Source organism: Leifsonia sp. Root112D2 (genome assembly GCF_001424905.1).
GTDB lineage: Bacteria > Actinomycetota > Actinomycetes > Actinomycetales > Microbacteriaceae > Root112D2.
Window position 1 is genome coordinate 19,992 of the sequence record NZ_LMCU01000001.1, and the last position, 20,883, is coordinate 40,874.

The 20,883-nt window shown below is 67.0% G+C and carries 23 protein-coding genes; 17 read left to right on the forward strand and 6 right to left on the reverse strand.

Features of this window, described 5'->3' with window-relative positions; genetic code table 11:
* Positions 1 to 23 precede the first annotated feature (23 nt).
* From ASC63_RS00080 to ASC63_RS00120, 9 genes are all read left to right on the forward strand, one after another.
* Positions 24 to 824, forward strand: a complete 801-nt coding sequence (locus ASC63_RS00080) for a DUF2249 domain-containing protein (protein ID WP_055808583.1) — start codon at positions 24 to 26, stop codon at positions 822 to 824.
* A 4-nt stretch (positions 825 to 828) separates the two neighbouring features.
* Complete coding sequence (locus ASC63_RS00085) at positions 829 to 1,293, forward strand: hypothetical protein (RefSeq protein WP_055808585.1); 465 nt, start codon at positions 829 to 831, stop codon at positions 1,291 to 1,293.
* A gap of 52 nt (positions 1,294 to 1,345) precedes the next feature.
* A complete protein-coding gene (locus ASC63_RS00090; RefSeq protein ID WP_055808588.1) occupies positions 1,346 to 2,338 on the forward strand; it encodes an SDR family oxidoreductase in 993 nt (330 codons plus the stop codon).
* 117 nt (positions 2,339 to 2,455) lie between these two features.
* The gene (locus ASC63_RS00095; protein WP_157487524.1) at positions 2,456 to 3,151 is read left to right on the forward strand and encodes an NADPH-dependent F420 reductase; all 696 of its coding nucleotides are present in this window, start codon (positions 2,456 to 2,458) and stop codon (positions 3,149 to 3,151) included.
* 33 nt (positions 3,152 to 3,184) lie between these two features.
* Positions 3,185 to 4,030, forward strand: a complete 846-nt coding sequence (locus ASC63_RS00100; protein ID WP_235491678.1) for an arginase family protein — start codon at positions 3,185 to 3,187, stop codon at positions 4,028 to 4,030.
* A gap of 30 nt (positions 4,031 to 4,060) precedes the next feature.
* Positions 4,061 to 4,846, forward strand: a complete 786-nt coding sequence (locus ASC63_RS00105; protein ID WP_055808594.1) for a crotonase/enoyl-CoA hydratase family protein — start codon at positions 4,061 to 4,063, stop codon at positions 4,844 to 4,846.
* Between the two features lie 101 nt (positions 4,847 to 4,947).
* A complete protein-coding gene (locus ASC63_RS00110; RefSeq protein ID WP_055808596.1) occupies positions 4,948 to 6,399 on the forward strand; it encodes a dihydrolipoyl dehydrogenase family protein in 1,452 nt (483 codons plus the stop codon).
* Positions 6,396 to 6,788, forward strand: a complete 393-nt coding sequence (locus tag ASC63_RS00115; protein WP_055808598.1) for a hypothetical protein — start codon at positions 6,396 to 6,398, stop codon at positions 6,786 to 6,788. Before ASC63_RS00110 ends, ASC63_RS00115 begins: the two co-directional genes overlap by 4 nt.
* The gene (locus ASC63_RS00120; RefSeq protein ID WP_055808599.1) at positions 6,785 to 7,639 is read left to right on the forward strand and encodes an SDR family NAD(P)-dependent oxidoreductase; all 855 of its coding nucleotides are present in this window, start codon (positions 6,785 to 6,787) and stop codon (positions 7,637 to 7,639) included. The genes ASC63_RS00115 and ASC63_RS00120 overlap by 4 nt, the downstream gene beginning before the upstream one ends.
* Positions 7,640 to 7,835: 196 nt before the next feature.
* Here ASC63_RS00120 and ASC63_RS00125 read toward each other — a convergent pair whose 3' ends face one another.
* A complete protein-coding gene (locus ASC63_RS00125; protein WP_055808601.1) occupies positions 7,836 to 8,300 on the reverse strand; it encodes an SIP domain-containing protein in 465 nt (154 codons plus the stop codon).
* 115 nt (positions 8,301 to 8,415) lie between these two features.
* Entirely contained in the window at positions 8,416 to 9,840 is a 1,425-nt protein-coding gene (locus ASC63_RS00130; protein WP_055808603.1) for an amidase, read from the reverse strand.
* A 111-nt stretch (positions 9,841 to 9,951) separates the two neighbouring features.
* Between ASC63_RS00130 and ASC63_RS00135 the strand changes: the two genes are divergently transcribed.
* From ASC63_RS00135 to ASC63_RS00145, 3 genes are read left to right on the forward strand one after another with little or no spacing between them, the layout of a single operon-like run.
* Positions 9,952 to 10,311, forward strand: coding sequence for a GntR family transcriptional regulator (locus ASC63_RS00135; RefSeq protein ID WP_055808605.1), 360 nt, complete (start codon positions 9,952 to 9,954; stop codon positions 10,309 to 10,311).
* Entirely contained in the window at positions 10,308 to 11,213 is a 906-nt protein-coding gene (locus ASC63_RS00140; RefSeq protein ID WP_055808607.1) for an ABC transporter ATP-binding protein, read from the forward strand. Before ASC63_RS00135 ends, ASC63_RS00140 begins: the two co-directional genes overlap by 4 nt.
* The gene (locus ASC63_RS00145) at positions 11,210 to 11,992 is read left to right on the forward strand and encodes a hypothetical protein (protein WP_235491679.1); all 783 of its coding nucleotides are present in this window, start codon (positions 11,210 to 11,212) and stop codon (positions 11,990 to 11,992) included. The genes ASC63_RS00140 and ASC63_RS00145 overlap by 4 nt, the downstream gene beginning before the upstream one ends.
* Positions 11,993 to 12,038: 46 nt before the next feature.
* Here the strand turns inward: ASC63_RS00145 and ASC63_RS00150 are convergent, their stop codons facing one another.
* The 3 genes from ASC63_RS00150 to ASC63_RS00160 form a co-directional block, all read right to left on the reverse strand.
* Positions 12,039 to 12,617 carry a GNAT family N-acetyltransferase gene (locus tag ASC63_RS00150; RefSeq protein WP_055808609.1) on the reverse strand — a complete coding sequence of 193 codons (579 nt, stop codon included), beginning with the start codon at positions 12,615 to 12,617 and terminating at the stop codon, positions 12,039 to 12,041.
* An 89-nt stretch (positions 12,618 to 12,706) separates the two neighbouring features.
* Entirely contained in the window at positions 12,707 to 13,405 is a 699-nt protein-coding gene (locus ASC63_RS00155; RefSeq protein ID WP_055808610.1) for a uracil-DNA glycosylase, read from the reverse strand.
* A 9-nt stretch (positions 13,406 to 13,414) separates the two neighbouring features.
* Positions 13,415 to 13,939 carry a phosphoribosyltransferase gene (locus tag ASC63_RS00160; RefSeq protein WP_055808612.1) on the reverse strand — a complete coding sequence of 175 codons (525 nt, stop codon included), beginning with the start codon at positions 13,937 to 13,939 and terminating at the stop codon, positions 13,415 to 13,417.
* 84 nt (positions 13,940 to 14,023) lie between these two features.
* On the opposite strand from ASC63_RS00160, the gene ASC63_RS00165 reads away from it, so the two are divergent.
* Positions 14,024 to 15,490: an MFS transporter gene (locus ASC63_RS00165; RefSeq protein ID WP_055814512.1), complete on the forward strand. Its 1,467-nt coding sequence runs from the start codon at positions 14,024 to 14,026 to the stop codon at positions 15,488 to 15,490.
* On the opposite strand, the gene ASC63_RS00170 is transcribed toward ASC63_RS00165, so the two are convergent.
* Positions 15,483 to 16,277 carry an SDR family oxidoreductase gene (locus ASC63_RS00170; protein WP_055808614.1) on the reverse strand — a complete coding sequence of 265 codons (795 nt, stop codon included), beginning with the start codon at positions 16,275 to 16,277 and terminating at the stop codon, positions 15,483 to 15,485. The two genes, ASC63_RS00165 and ASC63_RS00170, sit on opposite strands and share 8 nt — an antisense overlap.
* A 160-nt stretch (positions 16,278 to 16,437) precedes the next feature.
* Between ASC63_RS00170 and ASC63_RS00175 the strand changes: the two genes are divergently transcribed.
* From ASC63_RS00175 to metX, 4 genes are all read left to right on the forward strand, one after another.
* Positions 16,438 to 17,760: a bifunctional o-acetylhomoserine/o-acetylserine sulfhydrylase gene (locus tag ASC63_RS00175; RefSeq protein ID WP_055808615.1), complete on the forward strand. Its 1,323-nt coding sequence runs from the start codon at positions 16,438 to 16,440 to the stop codon at positions 17,758 to 17,760.
* Between the two features lie 239 nt (positions 17,761 to 17,999).
* Positions 18,000 to 18,839: an ABC transporter ATP-binding protein gene (locus tag ASC63_RS00180; RefSeq protein ID WP_162242858.1), complete on the forward strand. Its 840-nt coding sequence runs from the start codon at positions 18,000 to 18,002 to the stop codon at positions 18,837 to 18,839.
* Entirely contained in the window at positions 18,832 to 19,620 is a 789-nt protein-coding gene (locus ASC63_RS00185; protein ID WP_055808619.1) for an ABC transporter permease, read from the forward strand. The genes ASC63_RS00180 and ASC63_RS00185 overlap by 8 nt, the downstream gene beginning before the upstream one ends.
* A 59-nt stretch (positions 19,621 to 19,679) precedes the next feature.
* A complete protein-coding gene (gene metX, locus ASC63_RS00190; protein ID WP_055808621.1) occupies positions 19,680 to 20,882 on the forward strand; it encodes a homoserine O-acetyltransferase MetX in 1,203 nt (400 codons plus the stop codon).
* The last annotated feature ends 1 nt before the right edge of the window (position 20,883 follow it).

A 20,883-nucleotide genomic window follows, 5' to 3' on the forward strand; every position in this document is an offset into this window, starting at 1 on the left:
CACCCACCGAGAGGTTTCCCGCCATGCACAACAACATCGTCCTCGCCGCGAACGGGGCCGATGCGGCCGCGGTCGATGCCCTCACCCAGCGCCACTCCGAGCTCTCCGGCGCGCTGGCGGTGAAGAGCATCCACCTTCTCGACGCCGTCACCGGCCAGGAGCAGACGGCCATCGAGAAGGCCAGGGCCGACCTGACGGCGTGGTGCCGTTCCACCCTGGTGCCCTACCTGCGCCGCGAGGCCGAGGTGCTCTACCCCGCCGTGCGTGTCACCGAGGAGAGCCGCCTGCTCGTGCAGGCCCTCTTCCAGCAGGTGCAGAAGCTGAGCGAGACCGCCGAGGCGATCGAAACGGCGGATGCCTCGCTCGAGCTCGGCGTCACCACCGTGTCACTGCGAGTCGAACTCGGCAGACACCTCGCGGCCGAGACCGAACAGCTGCTGCCGTACCTGGCATTCTCCACGAATGCCGGGCTGTCTGAGCTCTGGGCGCGCCTGACCGAAACGGATGCCGAGGGCGGCGCCGTCGCATCCGTCGGCCCGGGCACGGAGGCTCACGCCGGCGATCACCTGTGCACCTGCGGCATCGAGGACGACAGCGACTTTCCGACGCTCGACGTGCGCGAGGTTCCCCACGCCATTCGTCATGCGACCGTTTTCGGCGCGCTCGAGGCCATCGCGCCCGGCTCCGGTCTGGTACTCATCGCCCCTCACGACCCGTTACCGCTTCTCGCGCAGATCGAACAGCGCTCCCCCGGTCGCTTCAACGTCACGTACCTGATGCGCCAGCCCGACGAGTGCCGGCTGCAACTGCTGCGCCAGAGTTAAAGGCGTGAGCATTTCCTCTGCCTCCTCGGCCCCCGCGCTGCCGTTTCTCGTCATCGGCGGCGCCTGCATCGTCGCCGGCGGCCTCGTCTCGGCGGTTACCGGCCCGCTTGCGCTCTCTCACGGATCCTGGCTCGCCGCCTACCTGGTGCTCGTCGCCGGATGCGCACAGATCGCCCTCGGCGCCCTGCAACAACGCCTCGCGGTGAGCGGCGCCTCGCCGCGCGTGCGCGGTGCGCAACTCGGCCTCTTCAACCTCGGCAACGCCGCGGTGATCATCGGCACGCTTCTCGCCGCGCCCTTTGTCGTGGATGCAGGCGGCCTGCTGCTTGTGGCTGCTCTCGCGGCGTTCCTCATCGCGCTGCGCGGTTCGAGACCGGGCGTGGCCGTCTGGGTCTTTCGCGCACTCGTCATCGTGCTGCTCGCGAGCATCCCCATCGGATTGGTGCTCGCGCACCTGCGTGCCGGCTGACCACCATCATGCGCGGTCTTCCCTAGGATGAAGGCAGACCAAAGGAGCCCGAATGTCAGCAGGATCTGTCCTCTTCATCGGTGGCACGGGAACCATCAGTTCCGCCTGCGTAACCGAAGCCCTCGAACGCGGGCTCGAGGTCACGGTGCTCAACCGCGGCGAATCCAGCAAGCGACCGCTGCCGGCCGACGTCCAGATCGTGCGGGGCGACATCCGCTCACCTGACTCGGTTCGAGACGCTATCGGCGACCGCGAGTTCGACACCGTTGCCGAGTTCGTGGCCTTCACCCCCGAGCATGTCGCCACCGACCTACAACTCTTCGAGGGCCACACCGGGCAATACGTCTTCATCAGCTCGGCCTCGGCGTACCAGACCCCTCCGTCGCGCATGCCCGTGACCGAATCGACCCCGCTGCGCAACCCGTTCTGGCAGTATTCGCGCGACAAGATCGCCTGTGAAGACCTGCTGGTCGAGGCGTACCGCGAGCGCGGTTTTCCGGCCACCATCGTGCGGCCGTCACACACCTACGACCACACCTCCATACCCACCAGCGGCGGCTACACCGACATCGACCGGATGCTGCGCGGAGCCCCCGTCATCGTGCACGGTGACGGCACCACGCAGTGGACCATCACCCACAACACCGACTTCGCCGTGGCATTCACGGGCCTGCTCGGCCGCCCGGAGGCGCTCGGCGAGGCGTTCCACATCACCTCTGACGAGGCGCCCACCTGGGATCAGATCTACACCTGGCTCGCCCACGCAGCCGGGGTCGAGCCGAATCTCGTGCACGTGGCATCCGAGTCGATTGCGAAGGTTCTGCCTGAGATCGGGCCCGGGCTGGTGGGCGACAAGGCGCGCTCGATGGTCTTCGACAACGCCAAGATCAAGGCCCTCGTGCCCGAATACAGGGCGGCCGTGCCCTTCGTACGTGGCGCCCAGCAGATCGTCGACTGGTATCTGGCCGATGCCTCCCGCCAGGTCGTGAACCCCGAACTCGACGCGGCATTCGACCGCCTCGCCGCCCACGCCGCCGCCTTCTGACAGCCCCGGTCGCTGAGCCGCGCTACCGCGGTGAGACGACGTGAATCGACCTTCGCCGACCGCGGGAGGGTCGATTCACGCCGCCTCACCGGAAGATGGCCAGCGGGATGCGAACGGATGCGACGGGTCGGGAACACGAGACGGGCATCCGCGGTTAGAACCAACATGACAACCATCGGACTCATCGGAGCAGGACACATCGGCAGCCAACTCGCACGGCTTGCCATCGCACAGGGGCACGAGGTGGTGCTCAGCAACTCGCGTGGGCCCGAGACTCTTGCCGAGCTCATTGCGGAACTGGGCGAGAACGCCCGCGCGGCGACCGCAGAAGAGGCCGCGCGCGACGGCGAGATAGTGGTCGTCACGATTCCGCTGAAGAACATCGACGCGGTTCCGGTGGAGCCGCTCGCAGGCAAGATCGTCATCGACACGAACAACTACTACCCGCAGCGCGACGGCCAGATCGCCGCGCTCGATGACGAGAGCAGCACGACGGCTGAGCTGCTGCAGGCGCACCTGCCGACCTCCCGCGTCGTCAAGGCGTTCAACCACATCTTCGCGGCAGATCTGACCACGGATGCCACCCCCGCCGGCACACCGGGCCGACGCGCGCTCATCGTGGCCGGCAACGACGCCGAGGCGAAGACCACCGTCGCCTCGCTCATCGACAGCTTCGGCTTCGATGTCGTCGACATCGGCGAGCTCTCCGAGGGCTGGCGCATCCAGCGCGAAACTCCCGGATACACGGGCGCGTTCGACGCCGTCGGGTTGCGCGAGGCGGTCGCCGCCGCCAAACGTTACCGGGACATGTAGCCTCGCGGCACGCTCCCGACCATACTGGAACTCGTGCCAGCTACCTTTCTCGTCGTGCCCCAGTGGCAGGGATCCGGCTCCTCGCGGGCCATGCGCCTCATCGATGGTGCCGAGGCCATTCGCGGTGATCTGCCACGCTCGGCCACCCAGCTTGTCGATGTGCCCCTGGGGGCGGGCGAATCGCTCGATACGGGCATCCGCCGGTTCTCGTCGATCGTGGCGATTCGCGAGCTGGCGGCCGCGAGACTGCACGAGACCAGTGGAGACGTTGTCACCATCGGTGGCGACTGCGGCGCCGACCTGGCAAGCGTTGCCCACGCCGTCGCGGCCCGCGAGCCGGGCAGCGTGGCACTGCTCTGGTTCGATGCGCACGGTGACCTGAATGATGCCGCGTCGTCGACATCCGGGGCATTCGGCGGAATGGCGCTGCGGGCTCTTCTCGGGGACGCTCCCGACGGACTCGCCGCCACACCCCGCGAACGGCTTGCGGCCGAGGCCGTGATTCTGGCAGGCACACGGTCGCTCGACGACGCCGAGAGCGCCTTCATCGACGAGCGCGGCATCCGCATGGTGTCGGTCGACGAGCTCGCCGAACCGGATGCGCTGCTCGCCGCCGTCGCATCCACCGGCGCGACCTCGGTCTACATTCACGTCGACCTCGATGTGCTCGATCCGGCGACCATCTCGGGCGTCGGCTACCCCGAGCCGTTCGGGCTGCAGCCCGAACTGTTGTGCGAGTTGCTGCGGAGTCTGCGAAGCCGTTTCGAACTGGCCGGGGCGTGCGTTGCCGGCTTCGCACCCGAATCACCGGATGCCGCTGCCCGCGATCTGCCTGTCATTCTGCGCGTGCTCGGCGCCCTCACCGCGCCGCTCGGCTGAGCGGCACTGACCGCCTGTAGCCTCGAGGGCATGAGCGAATCGAAGATTCTCACCGAGCGACGCGGCCAGCTGTTTCTCATCGGATTCAACAGGCCCGAGAAGCGCAACGCCGCAGATTATGAGCTACTCACCCAGCTCTCCCTGGCCTATGGCGAGTTCGAGCGCGACGCCGAACTGCGGGTTGCCGTCGTCTACGCGGTCGGCGATCACTTCACGGGCGGACTCGACCTCGCCGATGTCGTGCCTCATGTTGGCCCCGATGGCCTCGACGTCGTTCCGGAGGGCGGCATCAACCCGTGGCAGGTCGACGGCGTACAGCTGTCGAAACCGGTGGTGATGGCTGTTCAGGGCACCTGCCTCACGCTCGGCATCGAGCTCATGCTGGCCAGCGACATCGTGGTGGCCGCCGACTCGGCGACGTTCGGGCAGGTGGAGGTTGCCCGGGGCATCCTGCCGTTCGGCGGCGCCACGATTCGCTTCGCCCGCGCGGCCGGCTGGGGCAATGCGATGCGCTGGATTCTCACGGGCGATACTTTCGATGCCTCCGAGGCGCTGCGCATGGGACTCGTGCAGGAGATTGTGCCACACGGGCAGCAACTCGAGCGTGCCGTGGCTCTCGCCGAGCGCATAGCGGCGCGGGCCCCGCTCGCCGTGCAGGCGACACTCGCCAACGCCCGCCTGGCCGTACGTGAGGGCGACGAGGCCGCAGAGAATGCGCTCGGGCCTGAACTCGTGCGCCTCATGCAGAGCGAGGACGCCCGCATCGGCGTCGAGGCCTTCCTCACCCGCAGCGAGCCCCGCTTCGTCGGCCGCTGAGCCGCCGCGCCGGCGCCCGAGGCGGTAAGCGGATGCCCGGCATACGATGGCGGGAGGGGGAAGCGAAGTCTCTCCCAACCGACAAGAGCACCGTGGGAGCGATGATGACGGCATCCGAATATGACGTGATAGTTATAGGCGCAGGCGCCGTCGGCGAGAACGTGGCCGACCGCGCGGTGCAGGGCGGAATGCGCACGGTCATCGTGGAGAGCGAACTCGTCGGTGGCGAGTGCTCGTACTGGGCCTGCATGCCGTCGAAGGCCCTGTTGCGCAGTGCGGCCCTGTTGCGCGCAGCCGAGAAGGTCGGGGGCGCGCGCGAGGCCGTCACCGGTGAGCTGGACGTGGCCGCAGTGCTCAAGCGGCGCGACACGATGACCAGTAACTGGAAGGACGACGGGCAGGTCGAGTGGCTGAACGGCGCGGGCATCGATCTCGTGCGTGGCCATGCCAGAATCACGGCCCCACGGGAGGTCACCGTGACCGGCGCCGACGGCTCGGTCACGGTGCTGACCGCGAAACACGCCGTCTCGGTGTGCACCGGTTCCGCCTCGCTCCTGCCCGACATCCCGGGCCTCGCCGACGCGCAGCCCTGGACCAGCCGCGACGCCACGAGCGTGAAGGGCGTTCCGACGACGCTGGCCATCATCGGCGGCGGGGTGGTCGCGGCGGAGATGGCAACCGCGTACGCGGGCTTCGGCACCGTCGTGCACCTGATCGCCCGCGGCGCCCTGCTGGCCAACAACGAGCCGTTCGCGGGAGAGCTCGTCGCCGACTCCCTCGAGAAGCTTGGCGTGCACCTGCATCTGGGGGTCTCTCCCACCGAGGTGCATCGCACGCCCGGCCAGACCGTGGCCCTCACCCTCAGTGACGGTGAGGAACTCGTCACCGAAGAGGTGCTGGTGGCAACGGGTCGGGTGCCCCAGACCGGCGATCTGGGCCTCGAAAACATCGGGTTGGCCGCCAATGAGTGGCTGCACGTCGACGACAGCATGCTCGTGCATGGCGCGGACAACAGCGCGCTCGAAGGCGACTGGCTCTATGCCGTCGGAGACGTGAACCATCGTGCGCTGCTCACCCATCAGGGCAAATACCAGGCCCGCATCGCCGGGGACGCGATAGCCGCACGCGCCAAGGGAGTGCGGGTCTCGGGCGATCCGTGGTCGGCGTGCACCGCAACGGCCGACCACCAGTCGGTGCCGCAGGTGACGTTCACCGACCCGGAGGTCGCATCCGTGGGTCTCACGGCGGCGCAGGCCGAGAAGGCCGGCTATCGCACCCGTGTTGTCGACTATGCGATCAGCAACGTGGCGGGCGCCAGCATCAACGCCGACGGCTATGTGGGCCAGGCGCGCATGGTGGTCGACGAGGATCGGCACGTGTTGCTCGGCGTGACCTTCGTGGGGACGGATGTCGGTGAGCTGTTGCACTCGGCGACCATCGCTATCGTCGGCGAGGTGACGATCGACCGGTTGTGGCACGCGGTGCCGTCGTATCCGACGCTCAGCGAAGTGTGGCTGCGGCTGCTCGAAAGCTATGGTCGGCCCACTCCGTGATCCGTGGGGTTCTGAGGGACTCGACGCGCGCGCTCACCCAGCTCGTGTTCGACTCCCCGCTCAGCCGGGCGGGGTACCTGTATGCCACGCTTGTCGGTCTGACGTGGGGATTCATCTGGAGTACCGGTCGCGTCGAGCGCCGGGCCGGCCTCTTCGTGTTTCGCGGCATGCCCAGCTGGGCGTTCGGTCGTGGCGGATCCTGTGTGGGCGCCTGCTACCTGACCGCGCAGAACGTCAGCGACGATGTGCTTGAGCACGAGGCCGTGCACAAGCGACAGTGGCAGCGCTACGGCATGATCTTTCCGCTGCTGTATTTTGTGGCCGGGCGTAATCCGCTGAAGAATCGGTATGAGATCGAGGCGGGCCTCGAGAAGGGCGGATACCTGTGAGCGGCGCACGACGCACCATCGTGATCACCGGTGCGAGCTCGGGAATCGGCGCCATCGCCGCCGCGCGGCTGGCCGATGAGGGGGCGGATGTCGCCGTCGTCGGTCGCAACGCGGAGCGCACGCGGGCCGTCGCCGATCGCGTGAACGGCACGGCGTTCCTCGCCGACTACGACCACCTCGACGATGTGCACGCACTCGCCGCAGCACTGCTGGCGCGCTACGAGCGCATTGACGTGCTGGCCAACAATGCTGGCGGCATCGTGCCGAGGCGCGCCCTCACGGTAGACGGTAACGAGCGCATCATTCAGGCGAATCACCTGGCGCCGTTTCTGCTGACGAATCTGCTGCTGCCGCGGTTGATCGAGTCGGCCACGGCGACGGATGCGCCGGTGCGCGTGGTTTCGACGGCGAGCATGGCGAACCGGTTCGGCCATCTGCGACTCGACGATCTCAACTGGGCGAAGCGAGCCTGGCTGGGCGGATGGCGCGCGTACGGAACCTCGAAGCTCGCGACGATCCTGTTCATCCGCGAACTCGCGGAGCGGATGACGGGCACAGGCGTCTCGGCATATTCGGTACACCCCGGCATCGTGGCCACGAGCTTCGGCATGGGCATCGCGGCGATGCGCGCGGCGAACGCGCTCACGGCCGGGCGTTACGGCATTTCGGCCGCGGAGGGTGCCGCGCCACTGGTGGCGCTGGCGGCATCCGCCCCCGTCGGCGCCCCGAGCGGAACCTACTTCGATCGCCTGAGCGCCAACGGCCGTGTGGTCGCGCAGGCGCACGATGCTCAGCTCGGCCGCGACCTCTGGCGCCTCTCGGCCCAACTCGTCGGCCTCCCCGCCGACTAGCCCCGCCTGTCCGCTCGCCCGCCCCTCCGCCTCTCCTGTCCGAACCAAAACGACGGAGATTGTGGCCCTCTGGGTAGCAAAGGAGCTGTTTCGTGCCCGAACGAGGTGTTTCTCCGTCGTTGTGGCTCGGGGCGCGCGGGGAAGGGTCGGCTGTGGCATGGCCAAGCCGGGATGCGGGTCGGGCGAGCGCGGGGCGCTAGTGGGCGGTGCGCAGGCCGAAGGCAGCGGGGGTGGCCACGGCATCCGGAGCCATACCGACGGTGTCGATGAGGTGGTCGTAGACCGCCGACACCGTGCGGTAGTCGCCCGTGAGCAACGCCCGAGTCGCCCCGGGGCCATCGCACAGCATCTCGGCCGTCCAGGCACGCACGGCGCGGCCGACGGCCTCACCGGGTGCACACGCGGATGCCGTTCCAGGCCTGCCGCTGCGGGCGGCGCGGGGCAACCACGTGATGGTCATGCGCATCGGCGCGGCGAGCAGGGCGACGTCGGACACCCCGTCGGTCTCGATGAACACGCGACCGCGCGCGCACAGCGGAAGCATCGCCAGCTCGGCCTCCAACTCGCTCAGCGACGACTCGTCACCGACGACGAGATACTGCACCCGGTCGTCGTGATGCGCGGTCTGTCCGGTGTGCGCGGCATGGTCTGGCTGATACATATCTTCTTCAGTATAGGCAAGCCTTACCTCAGCTAAAAGACAGCGGCCGATGCTCCCGCCAAACACCCAGCAACGCCGCACCCAGCGACACAGCGCCCAGCGCCACCGGCGCCGCTCACCAGCACGACGGATGCCGCTGCTGCCACCGCACCCGCCGCTCCAGCTGCGCGCCCAGCGCCAGCAGCGTCGCCTCGCCGCCGGGCCGACCGATCAACTGAACCCCCATGGGCAGCCCCTCCTCGGTCATCGAGATCGGCAGGGTGATCGCCGGCACCCCGCTCACATTCACCATTGAGGTGAACGGCGTGTACTGCACCTGCTGCTCGAAGTTGTGCTCGCCATCCTCGGCATCGAAGAAGCCGAGTGGTCGCGGCGTCATCGCCATCGCGGGAGTGAGCACGGCGTCGAAGCGTGAGAGCTGATGAATGAACGAGCGCTCATACGCGGTCAACGCCCCCAGCGACTCGGCCAACTGCCGCGCCGACAGCTCGCGCCCGCGGTGCAGGAGCCATTGCGTCAGCGGCTCAAGCAGGCGCTCCGCCTCGCCCTCCGCCGGGATGTTCGCCGCACCCGCCTGCCAAATGGTGCGGAACGCCGGCGCGTACGTCGCATCCGGCTCGAGCGCGGTCTCTTCCATGCCGTGTCCCATGGCAGTGAACGCCGAGACGGCCTCGTCCAGGGCGGCCCGCGCCTCGGGTGCGATGCGGATGTCGTAAGCATCGTCCCACGCGGAAGTGGTCATCACGCCGAGCTGGTATCGGCCCTCCCCGCGCACCGCCGCCGCGAGCAACGGAGCGCCGTCGCCCGGCGCCCGCAGCGTGTAGTGGTGGTCGATGCGACCGCCCACCCGCGCGATCATGCCGTCGAGCAGTAGCGCGGCATCCGCCACCGTGCGCGCGAGCGGGCCCGCGACCGGAAGCCCCGCGAGCGCGGCAATGCCGCTGCCCCCGGGAACCAGCCCGCGCGACGGCTTCAGGCCGACAAGCCCACATGCCGCTGCGGGAATACGTATGGATCCACCGCCGTCGCTGCCCGGAGCGAACGGCAGCATTCCGGATGCGACGGCCGTCGCAGCCCCGCCGCTGGACCCGCCGGAGCCCCGCGTCACATCCCACGGGTTGCGCGCCGGTGGCGCCGCGAGGCTCTCGGTGTACGCGGGCAGGCCGAACTCGGGGGTGTTGGTCTTGCCCAGGCTCACTCCCCCGGCGGCGTCGAGCGTCTCGACGATCTCGTCGGAGGTGTCGGGCACGAAGTCGGCGAACAGGCGTGACCCGAAGCCGGCGTGTACTCCGGCGCGGAGCCACAGGTCTTTGTCCCCGAACGGCAGCCCCCACAGCGGCGCGGTCTTCGCCACGTCGCGCCGCACGGTGCGCGCACGCTCGCGCGCAGCATCCGGTGTCACCGTCACGAAGGCGCCAAACTCGGGGTTCAGCCGCTCGATGCGGGCGAGATAGTGCTCGGTGAGTTGGACGGGATCGATCTCACCGCGCTGCAGCGCCAGCCATTGTTCGTGGGCGCTCAAGTCATGGAGTTCAGCCATTCTTTGAGGCTACTTGACATCCGGGGGCCAACATGATTGGTTAGTTACATAAGTAACTAACCGACGCACCTTCCGAGGTGCGCAACCGAACCGCACACGAAAGAGGCAACCATGATCGAAGAGGGCAAGCCGATCTTCGTTCAGATTGCGGAGCAGATCGAGAACGACATCATCGGCGGCACCTACCCGGCTGAGACCCAAGTGCCTTCCACCAACGAGTTCGCGGCGTTTCACCGCATCAACCCGGCGACGGCCGGCAAGGGCGTGAATCTGCTCGTGGACGACGGAATCCTCTACAAGAAACGAGGCATCGGCATGTTCGTCGCCGAGGGCGCCCGCGAGCGCCTCATCGCCAAACGCAGCGAAAGCTTCCGCCACGAATTCCTGCAGCCCCTCCTCACCGAGGCGGCAAAGCTCGGAATCACCGCGGAGCAATTGACCGACATGATTCGAAAGGACATCAGCGCATGACCATCACCACAAGCACTCCCGCCGTCGCCGTGCGCGGGCTCACCAAACAATTCGGCAGCTTCACCGCCCTCGACGACATCAGCTTCAGCCTGCAGCCGAACATGATCCACGGGCTGCTGGGCCGCAACGGCGCCGGCAAGACCACCATCATGCAGCTGCTCACCGGCCAGGACTTCATCACGCACGGCGAAGTGAGCGTCTTCGGCGACAAGCCGACCGAGAACGCCCGGGTGCTGCAGCACATCTGCTTCATCAAGGAGAGCCAGAAGTACCCCGACGACTTCAAGCCGAAGCACGTCTTCGCCAGTGCCCCCTGGTTCTTCGAGAACTGGGACGCTGAGTTCGCTGAGCAGCTCGTCAAGGATTTTCGGCTGCCGCTGAATCGCCGCATCAAGAAGCTCTCCCGCGGCCAGCTCTCCGCCGTCGGCGTGATAGTCGGCCTCGCCTCACGGGCGCCACTCACCTTCTTCGACGAGCCCTACCTGGGGCTGGATGCCGTTGCCCGGCAGATCTTCTACGACCGCCTTCTTGCCGACTACGCCGAGCATCCGCGCACCGTGGTCCTTTCGACGCACCTGATCGATGAGGTGGCCAACATGCTCGAGCACGTCATCGTCATCGACGAGGGGCGCATCATTCTCGACGAGGAAGCGGAGGAGCTGCGCGGCTCGGCCACCTCAGTCGTGGGCAAGGCTGCGGCCGTTGACGAGTTCGTGGCCTCTCGCGAGGTCATTCATCGCGAGGCGATCGGAGGGCTGGCATCCGTTACCGTCGGCCGCCTCGATGCCGACGAGCGCCGTGCCGCGGTCGCTGCGGGGCTGGAGCTCTCCCCCGTGTCGCTGCAACAGCTCATCGTGCACATGACCCAGGTCTCGAGCAAGGAATTCGAGGAAAAAGCATGACCACCATCACCGAAACACGACCATTCACCGCGGATGCCCCGCACAGCACGCCGGCCGCCCGCGTCTGGCGGGTGGTGCGGCTGCAGCTGACCAACAAATGGAACACCATCGCCCTGCCGTGGGTGGTTCTCGGCGCCGTCTTCCTGATGAACTACGCGATCTGGCTGCTCATCGCTCAGTCGGCGAGCGCCAATGACAAGTCCGACGCGCTCGAGGGCACCCAATGGTCGGGATCGACGTTCTTCATCTTCATCTACATGATGGTGGTGGCCATCCAGGCCATCAACGTGACGTTCTCGTTCGCGCTGGGATTCAGTGTGACCAGACGGGACTACTACCTGGGCACGGCGCTCACGTGGATTATTCTTTCTGCGGCACTGAGCATCGGCTTCGCCCTGCTCACCTACATCGAGCAGTGGACCGGCGGCTGGGGTCTCGGCGGTCATTTCTTCACGGCCATCTACTTCGACAACCAGAATCCGCTGCTGCGTGTCTTCACGCTCTTCGCCATGTTCCTGTTCTTCTTCTTCGTGGGCACGGCGAGCGCCACGATCTATGTTCGCTGGAAGATCAACGGGATGCTGGTGGCCGGTGCCGTCACGGCGATCCTGCTCATCGGGGCGATGGCCCTGATCGGCCTCACGCACAGCTGGGGTGCCGTGGGCGACTGGTTCGCGACGGTTGGACCGGCTGGCGTGGTGGCGTGGAGCCTGGTGATCACGGTCATCGCGGCCGTCGCGGGTTTCTTCATTCTGCGCAGGGCCACCCCGAAGAGCTAGCCGCTACGCCGCGGCCCGCCCGAATCATCGTGAGACGACGTGGGGGCTACTTCAGGGAGCGCTGCATCAGGATGGTGCCGAGCCAGCGATCGAACTTGAAGCCAACCCGGCCCATGCGCCCGATCTCGACGAAGCCGAAGCGTTCGTGCATCGCAATCGAGGCCTCGGCACCGCGGTCGGCAATCACCGCGATCATCTCCTTGAGCCCCGCCGCCTTGGATCGCTCGATCAGCTCCGCCATGAGCACCGAGCCCAGGCCCTTGCCGGTCGCGGCCGCGCCGAGGTAGATCGAGTTCTCCACCGTGTAGCGGTAGGCCTTCTTCTGCTTCCACGGCGAGACAAGGGCATATCCCAGAATGTGGCCACGCGGCGAGACTGCCACGATGAACGGCATGTTCAGCTTGGCCAGGTAGGCGAACTTGGATCTCCACTCGCGCAGCGTCATCGCATCCTCGTCAAAGGTCACGGTGCTGTTGGCCACGTAGTGGTTGTAGATCTCGCGGATGTCGGGCAGGTCGCCCGCCGCCGCCTCACGAATGGCGTAGTCGAACTGCGGCTCCTCGGCCGGCGGCTTGCGCAGCTCGCGCGGCAGCTCGCGCCGGGGCTGGTATTCCTCTTCAAGCACCGCGGTTCACTTTCAGCACCGTCTTATTCAGCACCGTCTTATTCAGCACCGTCGAATTCTACGCGTGCCGAGCATCCGCTGAACGCGCTTTACGACGCGGGAGGCAGCGACCAGTCGACCGGCGGGGCGCCCTGGTCGGCCAGCAGTGCGTTCGCCCTGCTGTATGGGCGCGAGCCGAAGAACCCCCTGCTGGCAGACAGCGGGCTCGGATGCGCGGACTCGATGATCGGCGTCGCACCCAGCAGCGGCTTCAGCGTGCCCGCATCCCGCCCCCACAGAATGGCCACGAGAGGGCCGTCCCGCTCGACGAGGGTGCGGATCGCGTGCTCGGTCACGGCCTCCCAGCCCTTGCCCCGGTGCGAGGCCGGGGCGCCGGGCCGCACCGTGAGCACCCTGTTCAGGAGCATGACACCGTGCTCGGCCCATCCGGTGAGGTCCCCGTGCACAGGGGTCTCGACCCCGAGATCGCTGCGCAGCTCGGTGTACATATTCGCGAGACTGCGCGGCACCGGCCGCACATGCCTCTCGACAGCGAACGACAGTCCTATCGCGTGCCCCGGCGTCGGGTACGGATCCTGCCCGACGATCAGTACGCGCACGGCCTCGAGCGGGTAGCCGAAGGCCCGCAACACGTTCGCGCCGGCGGGAAGGTATCCGTGCCCTGCGGCCGTCTCGGCACGCAGGAATTCCCCCATCTCATGGATGCGCGCCTCCACCGGAGCGAGTGCGCGCGCCCACCCGGCATCCATCGATCCGTCGGCCGCGAGTTCGGCAAGGGATTTCGGCATCGCGCGGCGCTAGGCGTCGAGCCTGGTCTGCACGGGCGGCAGCGCCGACCAGGGAAAGGTAATCCACTGCGACGTCTTGCGCCAGGTGAAGTCGGGTTCGATCACGCTCTGCGGCTTGCCGTAGAGACATACCGTGCGCACCTCGGCCCCACCGGCGCGCACCAGCTCGACGACCATGGCAAGGGTGCGGCCGGAGTCGGCAACATCGTCGACGAGCAGCACCCGTTTCGAGTGCAGCGCCGCCTCCTCCAGGAGCGGCGGAAGCAGCACGGGTTCCGGCAGCCGCTCGTCGATGCCGGTGTAGAACTCGACGTTCACGGCGCCGCAGCTCTTGACCCCCAGGGCGTACGACATCGCCCCGGCCAGCAGCAGGCCGCCGCGTGCGATGGCGAGAACGACATCCGGTTCGTAGCCGCTTTCGAGAACGGCGGATGCGAGATGCCTGGCCGCCTCGCCGAACTCCAGCCATCCGAGAACCTCTCGGTCACTCTCCGCAATGGTGTCTATTCCGGAGTCGTCAACGTCGAAGGCCATGCACGTTAACGTACTCGCCCGAGGGGCGCGCGCGGGAGGGGAATTAGTGCTCCTTACGAGCTCAGCCCGTTGTACGATCCGAGCATGACGTCAACGAAGACGGGCGTGGCCTCGGGCGCACGCGGCGCGATAGGCATCACCGCGGGCCTGATCGGCTGGCTGTTCCTGGTGGAGATCACCAGCGGCATCCTGCAGGGGTACTACGTGCCGCTCATTCCCGATCTGGTGAAGCATCTCGGCATCCACGACGCCGACTTCAACTGGTTCGAGGCGGCACAGCTGCTGCTCTCCGCGCTGGTGGTTCCGGTCATGGCAAAGCTCGGCGACATGTACGGACACAAGCGCATCCTGCTCGTCTCCACGGTGTTCACTGCCGCGGCGAGTTGGTGGCTGACGATCGCCGGCGATTTCACCACCTTTCTCATCGCCTGGGCCTTGCAGGGCTTCTACGTGGTGTGGCTGCCGCTGGAGGTGGCGCTGATCTTCGAGCGCGGGAGACGCACGAAGATGGGAGCCTCCCGCACCCGCCGCGCGGCCGGGCTGCTCGTGGTGGCGCTGGAGGCGGGGGCGATCATCGGCGCGCTCAGCAGCGGGCGGCTGTTCGGTGCGCTCGGTCACAACGTGACGCTCACGATGATGCTGCCAGCGATCGCCGTCACGCTCGTATTCTTCGCGATTCTGTTCGGAGTGCCCGAGTCGGAACCGCTGCCGGGGCGTCGCCTCGATCTCGTGGGCTTCGTGATTCTCACGCTCGCTCTGCTGCTCATCACATCGGGGCTCACCTTCCTGCGGTTGAACGGTCCCGGTGCCTGGTTCGTGTGGGCGCTCATCGTGGCGGGGCTCCTCATGCTCATCCCGTTCGGCCGGTATGAGCTGAAGCAGGATGATCCGGCCATCGATCTGCGGGTGCTGCGCCAGCCATCCATGTGGCCGGTTCAGCTCACCGCGGGGCTCATCGGCATCAGCCTGCTGGGGGCGCAGGCGCCGCTGAGCACCTATGCGGGTACCAGCCGCTCCACTGGTTACGGGCTGGGACTGGATGCCTCGAGCATCTCGACGCTGATCGGTGCGTACCTGATCTCGATGATCGTCGGCGCGCTGCTGTTCCCGCTCGTCTCGCGACGGGCGAGCCCGCGGGTGGCGCTCATCATCGCCTCATTCCTGGTCGCGGCCGGCTACCTGCTCTTCATCCCGTTCCATCTGGAGACGTGGCAGGTGTTCGTCAATATGGCCATCGCGGGCATCGGATCGGGCGCCCTCGTCGGTGCGCTGCCCGCCGCAGCCGCCGCGGCCGCCCCGCGGGGACAAACCGGCATTGCCGCCGCACTCACGAACACGACCAAGACGGTGGGAGGCTCGTTTGCCTCGGCCGTCTTCGGGGTGGTTCTGGCCTCGGGCGCGCTCGCCGTCACGACCACCGCCGCGAGCCTCGTCGGCTACATGACGGTCTGGATCATCTGCGGCGTTGGCGCACTCGTGGCCGCGGTGCTGCTGTTCTTCGTGCCGAAACTCGCCTTCGCCGACGTAGACGCGGCTCCCGACCTCACTTGACGGCGAGCGGGCCCTTGTGCAGGCGGTATGAGGCGGCCTGGGCCACGGGCTTGACCACGATGAGATCGAGGTCAACGTGTGCGGGGCGCTCGAGCGCGCCCACGATCGTCTCGGCCACGTCCTCGGCCGTCAACGGGTTCTGCACGCCGTCATAGACGGCATCCGCCCGCTGCCTGTCGCCGCCGAACCGCACCAGCGAGAACTCCTCAGTGGCCACCATGCCCGGCGCAACCTCCATCACGCGGATCGGCTCGCCGTTCAGTTCCAGCCGCAGCACCTCGGTGAGTGCGTGCGCCGCGAACTTGGCCGCGTTGTAGCCGCCGCCTCCCGGGTAGGCGGTGAGGCCGGCGGTGGAGGTGACGTTCACGATGTCGGCATGAGCGGCATCCGCGGATGCTGCCTCCCGCAGCAGCGGGAGCAGCGCACTCACCACGCGTTTGACGGCAAGAACATTGATCTCGTACATCCAGCGCCAGTCGTCGACCGAGGAGGCCTCGACGCTGTCGAGCCCGTGCGCACCGCCGGCGTTATTGACCACCGCGTGTATGGGGCCGGTCGCCGCCAGATGATCGCGCAACGCATCCACCTGCTCCTGGCTGGTGAGATCGGCGACGAAGACGGATGCCCCGGTCTCTTTCGCGAGCGCCTCCAGCTTTTCTGCGCGCCGGGCCACGGCCACGACGTCCCAGCCATGCCGACGTAGCAGTCGAGTGGTCGCGGCCCCGATTCCCGAGCTCGCGCCCGTCACTACCGCGCGCCGAGTGGTGGACGTGTTTTCGTGTGCCATCCCCCCATTATTTCGTTTCTTCGCATGGTTTCAGCGCGCTCGTGGGTGGTTACGTCATATTGCGCGAGTATTGCCTCGGCGGCCGCAAGTGCCTACTGTCGGTCTGAGGCGCCCATACCCGCGCGCCGAGACGCATCGAGAAAAAACCAGGAGAGAATCCATGACCGACGCAGCTTCGTGGAAGTTCGAAACCAAGCAGATTCACACCGGGGCCGCACCGGACCCGACCACCAACTCCCGGGCGACGCCGATCTACCAGACCACCTCCTACGTGTTCAACAGTGCCGAGCACGCGCAGAACCTCTTTGCGCTGGCCGAATTCGGCAACATCTACACGCGCATCCAGAACCCGACGACGGCCGTCGTGGAGGACCGCGTCGCGGCGCTCGAGGGCGGCACCGGTGGTCTCGTGCTCTCCTCCGGCATGTCCGCAACGACGTTCTCGGTGCTGAACATCGCCCAGGCCGGCGACCACATCGTCTCCTCGGCTGCCGTCTACGGCGGCACATACAATCTGTTCAAGTACACGCTGGCCAAGCTGGGCATCGAGACCACGTTCATCGAGGACCAGGACAGCGCCGATGAGTGGGCCGCGGCCATCCGCCCGAACACGAAGCTGCTCTTCGCCGAGACCATCGGCAACCCGAAGATCAACGTGCTCGACATCGAGACGGTTGCCGATATCGCGCACTCACACGGCATTCCGCTCATCGTGGACAACACGATCGCCACGCCGTACCTGATCCGCCCGCTCGAGCATGGCGCCGACATCGTCGTGCACGCCGCGACGAAGTTCCTCGGCGGCCACGGCACCGTGATCGCCGGCGTGATTGTCGACGGCGGAAAGTTCGAGTGGTCGAAGAACGTCGAGAAGTTCCCCGGCCTCACGCTGCCCGACCCCTCGTACCACGGCGCCAGCTATACGGCCGCGGTCGGCGACGGCCTGGCCTACATCATCAAGGCCCGTGTGCAGTTGCTGCGCGACCTGGGCTCGGCCATCGCCCCGGCCAGCTCGTGGCAGCTCATCCAGGGCATCGAGACCCTGTCGCTGCGCATCGAACGCCACGTGCAGAACGCGCAGGAGATCGCGGAGTGGCTCGAGAGCCACGACGATGTCGCGAGCGTCTCCTACGCAGGCCTGCCGTCGAGCCCGTGGTACGCGCTGGCTAACAAGTACGCCCCCAAGGGCGTCGGCGCTGTGCTCTCCTTTGAGCTCAAGGGCGGGGTGGATGCCGGCCGCTCGCTGGTCGACAACCTCACCCTGTTCAGCCACCTGGCCAACATCGGTGACGTGCGCAGCCTCGTGATCCACCCGGCCTCCACGACGCACTCGCAGCTCTCCCCCGAGCAGCAGCTCACGGCCGGCGTCACGCCCGGTCTGGTGCGCCTGTCCATCGGTCTGGAGAACATCGACGACCTCAAGGCCGACCTGGAGGCCGGCCTCGCCGCGGCCCGGGCGACCGTGCAGGCCGCGCGCGCCTAGCAACAGAACAACAGAGGGGGCGGATGCGTGCGCATCCGCCCCCTCTGTCGCCCCGCCCGTCCCGCCTCTGCCCCCTGCCCCCTGCCCCCTGCCCCCGGCTGGCATTCCACAACGACGGACTTTTGCAGTCATACGCTCCCGCGCAACAGCAAATTGGCCGGATTCGATGATTTTTCCGTCGTTTTGGATCTCGCCGGGGCGGAGGTGATGGGTTCGCGCGACGGGCGTTTAGACTCAGCGTGACGGCCCCCAGCACTGCAGCGGGTGCGACCGCCCAGAGCGGAGAAGTCTCGATGAGCGACGCGAGCCAAGCGGCACCACCCATGCTGAAGGTCGACGATCTGCGGGTGTCCTATGGCGATCACCTCGCTGTCAACGGCGTGAGTTTTCAGATCGAGCGCGGCGAGATCTTCGGCCTGCTCGGCCCCAACGGCGCCGGCAAGACGAGCACGCTCAGCGCCGTCGAGGGCTTGGTGACACCGCAGTCAGGGCGATCGCTGATAGACGGAATCGACACGGCACGGCATCCGTTGGCCGCGAAGGCCCGGATGGGCGTGCAACTGCAATCCTCCAGCTTCCAGTCGGAATTGACGATCCAGCAGATCGCCGGACTGTATGCGGGACTCTATGGTGTGCGACTCTCGAGCGATCAGATTCGCGAGAGCATGCGCACCATCGGACTCGAGACCGAGCTCGGCAAACGCTTCAAACAGCTCTCCGGGGGGCAACAGCAGCGACTCGCCCTGTTCATCGCCAGCATCCACGACCCGCTGCTGTTGCTGCTGGACGAGCCGACGGCGGGGCTGGATCCACAGTCGCGTCGCGCGCTGTGGCACCGCATCGAGCAATTGCGCGACGCGGGGCGCAGCATCCTGCTGACCACGCACTCGATGGAGGAGGCACAGGCGGTCTGCGATCGCGTCGCGATCATCGATCACGGCGCTGTGCTCACCATCGGAACCCCGGCCGGATTGATAGACAAACACAAAGACGATCCGCGAGTTCTCAAGGCTGCGCACGGCGCGGTCACCCTGGAAGACGTGTTCATCGGACTGACGGGAAGTGAGATTCGTGACTGAGGCAACGGCTTCGCCACCCACGCCTGTCGGCCGGAGAACGCTGGGCCTGGCACTGGGGTCACTTCTTCGTGCGGACGGCATCGTTCTGCTTCGCAACAGGGCATCCGGCTTTGTGGGCATCATTCTTCCGGTCATCATTGTCATCACCACGGGATTGACCGCGAAGAAGACTGCGGCCCTCGGCGGCCCCGAGCTGACCATCGGCCTTGCCCTGACCATCGGGCTGATCACCCCGAGCCTGCTGGGCTACGCCGTCAGCATGGCCCAGGATCGCCACGCCGGCGTTCTGCAGAGACTGCGCGTGACTCCTGCACCGAGTTGGATGATCATCACCAGCCGGCTCATCATCCAGTTGATCGCCAACCTGGTCATGGCCGTCATTGTCGTCATCGTCGGCGTCATCCTGCACGGCCTGAGCCTGAACGTCGGGCAGTACCTGTTGGTCTTTGCCGTCGCGATCCTCGGTGCCGCCGTCTTTCTGGCGATCGGACAAGCCATCGTCGGCCTGGTGAACTCGACGGGCGCCGTCAACGCCATCTGCCGCATCCTGTTTCCCCTGTTGCTGCTGCTCGGGCTGCTCGGCGGAACCGGTCTGCTCGGCGACACCCTCAAAACCATTGCGGATTGGTCCCCCGTCGGTGCTCTGATGACGCTCTTCGCCGACGCCATGATCACGCCGCCGTGGGGCAGCCAGGACACATACTCGCTCGTGGCCTGTGTCGCGTACATCATCGTGTTCGCCTTCGTGGGCATCCGCTGGTTCCGCTGGGACCCCCGCTAGGCCCAGGGCGCCCCCGTAACATGTCGAGGGCAGCCCTCCACTACAGGCAGTATTGACGTATGGATTGGCAGACATCCGCAGACACTGCGCCCTCGAGTTTCATCACGGACTCGCAGGTGCGTTCTCTGCTGGGCAAACCGCCCGTGAGCGGCGCGTGGCGCGAGTCCGACCCGGTCGGAGGGCGCCAGTTCGTGGGGCTCGGCGCCTTCGACTTCGAGGGCGGCGGCTCGTTGCAGTACGCCCGCGTCGCCTACGAGACCTTCGGTGAACTCTCCCTGGCCAAAGACAATGCCCTGCTGGTGCTGCACGCCCTGACCGGAGACAGTCATGTGCTCGGCGCAGCCGGGGCAGGGCATCCGACCCCCGGCTGGTGGAACGGCATCGTCGGCCCTGGCCTTGCCGTCGACACCGACCGCTGGTTCGTGATAGTTCCGAACATGCTCGGGGGGTGCCAGGGAACAACCGGGCCCGCCTCACTCGCTCCCGACGGCTCCGAGTGGGGGGCACGTTTTCCCTTCACGACCATCCGCGACCAGGTGCGCGCCCACGCGTTGCTGGCGGATGCGCTCGGCATCGAGCGCTGGGCGGCAGTAATCGGCGGCTCCATGGGCGGCATGCATGCGCTGGAATGGGCCGTCTCGTATCCGGAGCGGGTGGAACGGGTCGCCATCATCGCGGCTCCTCCGCTAACCACCGCAGACCAGATCGCCCTCAACTCGCTGCAGATCGAGGCGATTCAAACGGATCCGCTTTTTCGCGCCGGCCAGTACTACGAGGCCGAGGATGGCGACGGTCCGCACCGCGGGCTCGCCCTGGCCCGTCGAATGGCCCTGGTGAACTATCGCAGCCCTGCCGAACTCAACGAACGATTTGCGCGCAGTTGGCAGAGCGAGATCAGCCCGCTTGGGCGCGGCGGTCGCTTCGCCGTGGAGTCGTATCTCGACTTTCACGGCAACAAGTTCACGCGTCGCTTCGACGCCAACAGCTACATCACGCTCGTTCAGGCCATGAACTCGCACGACATCGGTCGTGACCGCGGCGGCGTCGAGGCGGCGCTCGGCCGCGCCACCGCCCGCGCCCTCATCGTGGGCATCGATAGCGACCGGTTGTTCCCCGTCGAGGGCCAGGTTGCCATTGCGGCTCAGTTGCGCGGCAATATCGACGGTTCCTCGGCGGTGGTAATAGAGTCAGGGTTCGGGCATGATGGCTTCCTGATCGAGAACGAATTGGTCGGGCGAGAACTGAGCCGTCTGCTGGAGTAAG

What these genes read in the sequence shown, in the direction of transcription:
- ASC63_RS00080 (WP_055808583.1), top strand. Translation starts at nt 24, where the DNA reads ATGCACAACAACATCGTCCTCGCCGCGAACGGGGCCGATGCGGCCGCG.
- ASC63_RS00090 (WP_055808588.1), top strand. Translation starts at nt 1,346, where the DNA reads ATGTCAGCAGGATCTGTCCTCTTCATCGGTGGCACGGGAACCATCAGT.
- ASC63_RS00095 (WP_157487524.1), top strand. Translation starts at nt 2,456, where the DNA reads ATGCGACGGGTCGGGAACACGAGACGGGCATCCGCGGTTAGAACCAAC.
- ASC63_RS00105 (WP_055808594.1), top strand. Translation starts at nt 4,061, where the DNA reads ATGAGCGAATCGAAGATTCTCACCGAGCGACGCGGCCAGCTGTTTCTC.
- ASC63_RS00110 (WP_055808596.1), top strand. Translation starts at nt 4,948, where the DNA reads ATGATGACGGCATCCGAATATGACGTGATAGTTATAGGCGCAGGCGCC.
- ASC63_RS00125 (WP_055808601.1), bottom strand. Translation starts at nt 8,300, where the DNA reads ATGTATCAGCCAGACCATGCCGCGCACACCGGACAGACCGCGCATCAC.
- ASC63_RS00130 (WP_055808603.1), bottom strand. Translation starts at nt 9,840, where the DNA reads ATGGCTGAACTCCATGACTTGAGCGCCCACGAACAATGGCTGGCGCTG.
- ASC63_RS00135 (WP_055808605.1), top strand. Translation starts at nt 9,952, where the DNA reads ATGATCGAAGAGGGCAAGCCGATCTTCGTTCAGATTGCGGAGCAGATC.
- ASC63_RS00140 (WP_055808607.1), top strand. Translation starts at nt 10,308, where the DNA reads ATGACCATCACCACAAGCACTCCCGCCGTCGCCGTGCGCGGGCTCACC.
- ASC63_RS00145 (WP_235491679.1), top strand. Translation starts at nt 11,210, where the DNA reads ATGACCACCATCACCGAAACACGACCATTCACCGCGGATGCCCCGCAC.
- ASC63_RS00155 (WP_055808610.1), bottom strand. Translation starts at nt 13,405, where the DNA reads ATGCCGAAATCCCTTGCCGAACTCGCGGCCGACGGATCGATGGATGCC.
- ASC63_RS00160 (WP_055808612.1), bottom strand. Translation starts at nt 13,939, where the DNA reads ATGGCCTTCGACGTTGACGACTCCGGAATAGACACCATTGCGGAGAGT.
- ASC63_RS00165 (WP_055814512.1), top strand. Translation starts at nt 14,024, where the DNA reads ATGACGTCAACGAAGACGGGCGTGGCCTCGGGCGCACGCGGCGCGATA.
- ASC63_RS00170 (WP_055808614.1), bottom strand. Translation starts at nt 16,277, where the DNA reads ATGGCACACGAAAACACGTCCACCACTCGGCGCGCGGTAGTGACGGGC.
- ASC63_RS00175 (WP_055808615.1), top strand. Translation starts at nt 16,438, where the DNA reads ATGACCGACGCAGCTTCGTGGAAGTTCGAAACCAAGCAGATTCACACC.
- metX (WP_055808621.1), top strand. Translation starts at nt 19,680, where the DNA reads ATGGATTGGCAGACATCCGCAGACACTGCGCCCTCGAGTTTCATCACG.